This is a genomic window from Pseudoalteromonas sp. S3776, from assembly GCF_005886915.1.
In the GTDB taxonomy this organism is placed as follows: Bacteria; Pseudomonadota; Gammaproteobacteria; order Enterobacterales; family Alteromonadaceae; genus Pseudoalteromonas.
This window is the reverse complement of sequence record NZ_PNCU01000169.1, coordinates 1-485: the sequence shown is the minus strand read 5'-3', so window position 1 is coordinate 485 and position 485 is coordinate 1. Positions and strand designations below refer to the sequence as shown.

Sequence of the window (485 nt, the reverse complement as noted above, 5' to 3'; positions counted from 1 at the left end):
CCGATGTCTTTCATCCCTTGCATGAGCTTTTGTTTCAAGCGCCACGAAGCGTTGTAAGAAATGCCCAGCTGGCGTGACAATTCCAAGGCAGAGACTCCATTTTTGGTCTGTGTCATGAGAAACATGGCCAGAAACCAGGTTCTAAAAGGCAGCTTGGTCGATTCCATGATGGTGCCAGTGGTCAGAGAAGTCTGGTGATGGCAGTGATTGCACTGGTACAGTTCACGAGTCTTGAGGACACAGTGCTCTTTTGACTTGCACATTGGGCATTCAAACCCGGCAGGCCAGCGCCACTGAAAGAACTGATCCCGACATTTCGATTCTTCATCATAAAGTTCGAAGAATTGAGTCAGGCTCAATCCCTTCTGAAACTGGATCTTATTCTTGGCCATGACGTACCTCATACCGGTCGAAAACCACTGTCGTCAGTTTAGACGGTTATTCGGCTTTTGGTAGGCTTAGGTAAGGTGGTAATCAGGTTTTCT

1 protein-coding gene is annotated in these 485 nt (G+C 47.6%); it reads right to left on the bottom strand.

Annotated elements, in window-relative coordinates:
* Positions 1 to 392, bottom strand: a 392-nt coding sequence (locus tag CWC16_RS19520; protein WP_171037709.1) for a transposase, incomplete at its 3' end; no start/stop codon positions are given.
* Positions 393 to 485 lie beyond the last annotated feature (93 nt).